The organism is Pseudomonas sp. MF5691 (genome assembly GCF_016405645.1).
Taxonomy (GTDB): Bacteria; Pseudomonadota; Gammaproteobacteria; order Pseudomonadales; family Pseudomonadaceae; genus Aquipseudomonas; species Aquipseudomonas shahriarae.
Genome location: NZ_JAEKDC010000012.1, coordinates 191,622 through 197,932 on the forward strand (window position 1 = coordinate 191,622; position 6,311 = coordinate 197,932).

Sequence of the window (6,311 nt, forward strand, 5' to 3'; positions counted from 1 at the left end):
TGGGACGATCCCAATACTTGCTCAGTCAGTGCTGACGTAGTCGGCGACCACCGTCGCTCATGCTCTGTTGAGAAGTAAACCTATTAAGACCCGTCGGTTTTTAACGGACGGTATTCTGGCGTTTTAGAGGTGAACAACGTGGAGCTTTTATCTGGCGGTGAGATGCTCGTCCGCTTTTTGCGTGACGAAGGCGTCGACTATATCTACGGGTACCCAGGTGGTGCTCTGCTGCATGTCTACGACGCACTGTTCAAGGAACCGGCTGTCAACCACATCCTGGTTCGCCATGAGCAGGCCGCGACCCATATGGCTGACGGTTATGCCCGTGCCACCGGCAAAGCCGGCGTGGTACTGGTAACGTCCGGCCCAGGCGCAACCAATGCCATTACTGGCATCGCGACTGCGTATATGGACTCTATTCCGATGGTGATCATTTCCGGCCAGGTGGCGAGCACCATGGTGGGCACTGATGCATTCCAGGAAACCGATATGATCGGTATTTCCCGGCCGATCGTGAAACACAGCTTCATGATCAAGCACGCCTCGGAAATCCCGGAAATCATGAAAAAGGCGTTCTACCTCGCGCAATCCGGTCGCCCGGGTCCTGTGGTGGTCGATATCCCGAAAGACATGACCAACCCGGCGGAAAAATTCGAATACGTTTTCCCGAAGAAAGCCAAGCTGCGTTCCTACAGCCCGGCCGTTCGTGGGCACTCGGGGCAAATCCGCAAGGCGGCAGAAATGCTCCTGGCGGCCAAGCGTCCAGTGCTGTACTCGGGTGGCGGCGTGATCCTGGGCGGTGGTTCCGCACCTTTGACCGAACTGGCCAAGATGCTCAACCTGCCGGTCACCAACACCTTGATGGGCCTCGGTGCCTTCCCGGGTTCGGATCGTCAGTTCGTCGGGATGCTCGGCATGCACGGCAGCTACACGGCCAACCTGACCATGCACCACGCTGATGTGATCCTGGCCGTGGGTGCACGGTTCGATGACCGGGTGATCAATGGCGCGAGCAAGTTCTGCCCGAATGCCAAGATCATCCACATCGACATCGACCCGGCGTCCATCTCCAAGACCATCAAGGCCGACGTGCCGATTGTCGGTCCTGTGGAGAGCGTATTGACCGAAATGGTCGCCGCGCTCAAGGACATTGGCGAAACTCCGAACAAGGAGTCGGTCGCCAGCTGGTGGAAGCAGATCGACGAATGGCGCGGTGATCGCGGCCTGTTCCCTTACGACAAGGGCGACGGCAGCATCATCAAGCCACAGACCGTGATCGAAACCCTGTGTGAAGTGACCAAGGGCGACGCCTTTGTGACCTCGGACGTGGGCCAGCACCAGATGTTTGCCGCGCAGTACTACAAGTTCGACAAGCCTAACCGCTGGATCAACTCCGGTGGCCTGGGCACGATGGGCTTCGGTTTCCCGGCGGCCATGGGTGTGAAGTTGAGCTTCCCGGACACTGACGTGGCCTGCGTCACCGGTGAAGGCAGCATCCAGATGAACATCCAGGAGCTGTCGACCTGCCTGCAATATGGCTTGCCGGTGAAGATCGTCTGCCTGAACAACGGTGTGTTGGGCATGGTTCGCCAATGGCAGGACATGAGCTACAACAGTCGCCACTCCCATTCCTACATGGAATCGCTGCCAGATTTCGTCAAGTTGGTTGAAGCCTATGGCCATGTCGGCATGCGCATCACCGATTTGAAGGATCTCAAGCCGAAGATGGAAGAGGCGTTCGCCATGAAGGATCGTCTGGTGTTTATCGACATCCAGGTCGACACCAGCGAGCACGTCTACCCGATGCAGATCAAAGACGGCTCTATGCGCGACATGTGGCTGAACAAGACGGAGCGGACCTAATCATGCGGCACATTATCTCCCTGCTTCTGGAGAACGAACCGGGCGCTCTGTCTCGTGTGGTCGGCCTGTTTTCGCAGCGCAACTACAACATCGAAAGCCTGACGGTGGCCCCGACCGAAGACCCGACCCTGTCGCGCCTGACGTTGACCACTGTAGGCCATGATGAAGTGATCGAGCAGATCACCAAGAACCTCAACAAGCTGATCGAAGTGGTCAAGCTGGTCGATTTGTCGGAAAGTGCCCACATCGAGCGCGAGCTGATGCTGGTTAAGGTCAAGGCCACGGGCGCCCAGCGTGCCGAGATCAAGCGGACTACCGATATTTATCGTGGGCAGATCGTCGATGTGAGCGCCAGCGTTTATACCGTTCAACTGACCGGTACCAGCGACAAGCTGGACAGCTTCATCCAGTCGATCGGGACGGCCTCGATTCTGGAAACCGTACGCAGTGGCGTCACCGGGATTGCCCGTGGCGACAAAGTACTCAGCATCTAACCCAAATTAGCGAATGGCCTTACGGCCTGGATATATAGAGGAACCTCATGAAAGTTTATTACGATAAAGATTGTGACCTGTCGATCATCCAGGGCAAGAAAGTCGCCATCATCGGTTACGGCTCCCAGGGCCACGCCCAGGCGTGCAACCTGAAAGACTCCGGCGTCGACGTCACTGTCGGTCTGCGTAAAGGCTCGGCTACCGTTGCCAAGGCTGAAGCCCACGGCCTGAAAGTCACTGACGTGGCTTCTGCTGTTGCGGCTGCCGACCTGGTCATGATCCTGACCCCGGACGAGTTCCAGTCCTCGCTGTACAAGAACGAAATCGAGCCGAACATCAAGAAAGGCGCCACCCTGGCCTTCTCCCACGGCTTCGCGATCCACTACAACCAGGTCGTGCCGCGTGCTGACCTCGACGTGATCATGATCGCGCCGAAAGCACCGGGCCACACCGTGCGTTCCGAGTTCGTCAAGGGCGGCGGTATCCCTGACCTGATCGCGATCTACCAGGACGCCTCGGGCAACGCCAAGAACGTTGCACTGTCCTACGCTGCTGGCGTCGGTGGCGGTCGTACCGGCATCATCGAAACCACCTTCAAGGACGAGACCGAAACCGACCTGTTCGGCGAGCAAGCCGTTCTGTGTGGCGGTACCGTTGAGTTGGTAAAAGCCGGTTTCGAAACCCTGGTTGAAGCTGGCTACGCGCCAGAAATGGCCTACTTCGAGTGCCTGCACGAACTGAAGCTGATCGTTGACCTCATGTACGAAGGCGGTATCGCCAACATGAACTACTCGATCTCCAACAACGCTGAGTACGGCGAGTACGTGACAGGTCCGGAAGTGATCAACGCCGAATCCCGTCAGGCCATGCGCAACGCCCTGAAACGTATTCAGGACGGCGAGTACGCCAAAATGTTCATCAGCGAAGGTGCAACCGGCTACCCTTCGATGACCGCCAAGCGTCGTAACAACGCTGCTCACGGTATCGAAGTCATCGGCGAGCAACTGCGCTCCATGATGCCGTGGATCGGTGCCAACAAGATCGTCGACAAAGCCAAAAACTAAGTCGGATGCATCAAGGGAAAACGCGGCCTAGGCCGCGTTTTTTCGTTTGCGGGCCGGTTCTGGTATAAAGCTGCATCGTTTGCGGGCGAACACTCGCCGCAAGTGTCTGTCGAATTTTTTCACACCGTTGCAAGGTAAAGTCCATGAGCGAACGTCCCGAAGAGCCAAACCAGGCCTCTGACGCCGAAAGCCTGCTACCGATCGATGAGCATGTCGAAGAAGGGCATGACGCGGAAGGCCGCAAGGTCCGGCATCGTGGCATCTATCTTCTGCCCAACCTGTTCACCACGGCGAACCTGTTTGCCGGTTTCTACTCCATCATCAATTCCATGAGTGCCCAGAGTGCGCTGGCGGCAGGTGATGCGGCGAGTGCCAGCAAATACTTCGGTTTTGCTGCCATCGCGATCTTTGTGGCCATGGTCCTTGACGGCCTGGATGGCCGCGTAGCGCGCATGACCAATACGCAAAGTGCCTTCGGTGCCGAATACGACTCGCTGTCGGACATGGTTGCCTTTGGTGTCGCGCCTGCGCTGTTGGCGTTTGCCTGGGCCCTGGGTGATATGGGCAAGGTTGGCTGGATGGTTGCCTTCATCTACGTGGCCGGTGCTGCACTGCGCCTGGCGCGTTTCAATACCCAGGTGGGGACTGCCGACAAGCGTTACTTCATTGGCCTTGCCAGTCCTGCTGCGGCAGGTGTGGTGGCGGGTATTGTCTGGGCGTTCAGTGACTACGGTATCCAGGGATCGAAGATGTCGTTCCTGGTGGCCTTGATGGTTGCGGCGGCCGGCATGCTGATGGTCAGCAATATCAAGTACAACAGCTTCAAGGAGTTCGACCTGAAGGGGCGGGTGCCTTTTGTGGCGATTCTGGTAGTGGTGCTGGTTTTCGCAGTGGTCTTCAGTGATCCGCCGCGGATTCTGTTGCTGGCGTTCCTGGTGTATGCGGCTTCGGGTCCGGTTCAGTACCTGTTGCATCTGCGGCGGGACAAAACATTGCCTTAATGTAATTTCCCCCATACTCCGCAGTCTATTGGTGCATCAGTTCTCCAATGCTGCGGAGTTGCCATGTTAATCAAGTTGCCTAAAGCGTCCGATTGTCACGAATCGGATGTCACCCCGGAATCCCTCTATTTCTCCCGCCGCAGTTTGCTCGGTGGTGCGCTTGCCGGTATTGCTGCCAGCAGCCTGCCGCGTTGGGCGAGTGCAGCTGATACCGCGCGTTATGCCGATGTCGAGCCGGGCAAAGCTCCCGGCTGGTTTGCCGAGAAGCTGCCAGGCACCCAATGGCAGGCGGTGACGGTCAAAGACGAAGCCATCACCCCGTTCAAAGATGCGACCCACTACAACAACTTCTATGAGTTCGGTACCGACAAGGGCGACCCGGCGGCGAATGCTGGTTCCCTCAAGACGGAGCCGTGGAGCGTCGTGATTGATGGTGAGGTCGCCAAGCCTGGGCGTTATGCCTTGGAGGACTTCATGAAGCCGTATCAGTTGGAGGAGCGAATCTATCGTCTACGCTGTGTCGAGGCGTGGTCGATGGTCATTCCCTGGATCGGCTTCCCTATATCGGCCTTGCTTAAACAGGTCGAACCCACTTCCAAGGCCAGGTACATCCGCTTTGAAACTCTGCAGGATCCCAAGAGCATGCCGGGCCAGCGTTCGAGTTTCGGCCTGATCGACTGGCCTTATATAGAAGGGTTACGTCTGGATGAAGCGATGAACCCTTTGGCAATCCTTGCGGTGGGCATGTATGGCCGTGAACTGCCCAACCAGAATGGTGCGCCGCTGCGGCTGGTGGTGCCTTGGAAGTATGGCTTCAAGAGTGTGAAGTCCATCGTGCGGATCAGCCTGGTGAGCGAGCAGCCGAAAACCACCTGGCAAAGCATTGCGGCGGATGAGTATGGGTTTTATGCAAATGTGAACCCCACGGTCGATCATCCTCGCTGGACCCAGGCGCGGGAGCGACGTCTGCCTAGCGGCTTGTTCAGCCCGAATGTGCGCGAGACGCAGATGTTCAATGGCTACTCGGATGAGGTCGCTTCTCTTTATACGGGTCTTGATCTGCGGAAGAACTACTGATGCGCTACCCCCTCTGGCGCCTTGGCGTCTTTATAGCTGCGGCAGTGTGGCCGTTGTACTGGTTGTATGAGGCCTGGAGTCTTACCTTGGGGCCTGATCCCGGCAAAGTGCTGGTTGATCGGCTGGGGCTGGGAACGCTGATCTTGCTGCTGGTCACGCTTGCGATGACGCCTCTGCAAAAGTTGAGCGGTTGGGCGGGGTGGATCGCTGTGCGCCGGCAGTTGGGGTTGTGGTGCTTTGCTTATGTGGTGCTGCACCTTGCGGCTTATTGTGTATTTATCCTTGGGTTGGATTGGTCGCAGTTGGGCGTCGAGCTGCGCAAACGCCCCTACATTATTGTGGGAGCGTTGGCGTTCCTGTGTTTGCTGGCGTTGGCGGTGACATCCAATCGCTATAGCCAGCGTCGATTGGGTACCCGTTGGAAGAAGTTGCATCGCCTCGTGTATGTGATTCTGGGGCTTGGTTTGTTGCATATGCTGTGGATCGTGCGTGCCGACCTGAAGGAGTGGGCTATCTATGCTTCTATAGGGGGGCTGCTTTTGGTCCTGCGGATTCCACCGGTGATGCGTCGAATTCCCCGCCTTATTGCTAAAAAAGCACCTTCTGCAACAAAAGCGTAATTAACGCTTGACGGCAGATTCTGGAAGTCTATAATTCGCCCCACTTCCGGCGCAGTCGAAACGGGAAACTCCTTGGTAAACAAAGAGTTACGCAGAATTCGACAGCGAGTTGCTTCAGTTCATCGAAGCCCAGAAGGAGTTGGTAGAGCAGTGTTGTTTGGCTCTATTAACGTTTCGATCCTCTCGGTCGAA

General features: G+C 57.0%; 6 protein-coding genes. All 6 read left to right on the forward strand.

Going from position 1 to position 6,311, the window contains the following annotated elements; translation table 11 throughout:
* The first annotated feature begins 138 nt into the window (after window positions 1–138).
* On the forward strand, window positions 139–1,863 hold the full coding sequence (locus JFT44_RS18435; protein WP_057960672.1) for an acetolactate synthase 3 large subunit: 1,725 nt from the start codon (window positions 139–141) through the stop codon (window positions 1,861–1,863).
* A 2-nt stretch (window positions 1,864–1,865) separates the two neighbouring features.
* Entirely contained in the window at window positions 1,866–2,357 is a 492-nt protein-coding gene (gene ilvN / locus JFT44_RS18440) for an acetolactate synthase small subunit (protein WP_003176102.1), read from the forward strand.
* A gap of 47 nt (window positions 2,358–2,404) precedes the next feature.
* Window positions 2,405–3,421, forward strand: a complete 1,017-nt coding sequence (gene ilvC / locus JFT44_RS18445) for a ketol-acid reductoisomerase (RefSeq protein WP_003194132.1) — start codon at window positions 2,405–2,407, stop codon at window positions 3,419–3,421.
* A gap of 143 nt (window positions 3,422–3,564) precedes the next feature.
* Window positions 3,565–4,422, forward strand: a complete 858-nt coding sequence (pssA, locus tag JFT44_RS18450; RefSeq protein WP_029298897.1) for a CDP-diacylglycerol--serine O-phosphatidyltransferase — start codon at window positions 3,565–3,567, stop codon at window positions 4,420–4,422.
* A 63-nt stretch (window positions 4,423–4,485) separates the two neighbouring features.
* Complete coding sequence (msrP, locus tag JFT44_RS18455; protein WP_120731579.1) at window positions 4,486–5,499, forward strand: protein-methionine-sulfoxide reductase catalytic subunit MsrP; 1,014 nt, start codon at window positions 4,486–4,488, stop codon at window positions 5,497–5,499.
* Window positions 5,499–6,119, forward strand: a complete 621-nt coding sequence (msrQ, locus tag JFT44_RS18460; protein ID WP_170060131.1) for a protein-methionine-sulfoxide reductase heme-binding subunit MsrQ — start codon at window positions 5,499–5,501, stop codon at window positions 6,117–6,119. The genes msrP and msrQ overlap by 1 nt, the downstream gene beginning before the upstream one ends.
* Window positions 6,120–6,311: the final 192 nt, after the last annotated feature.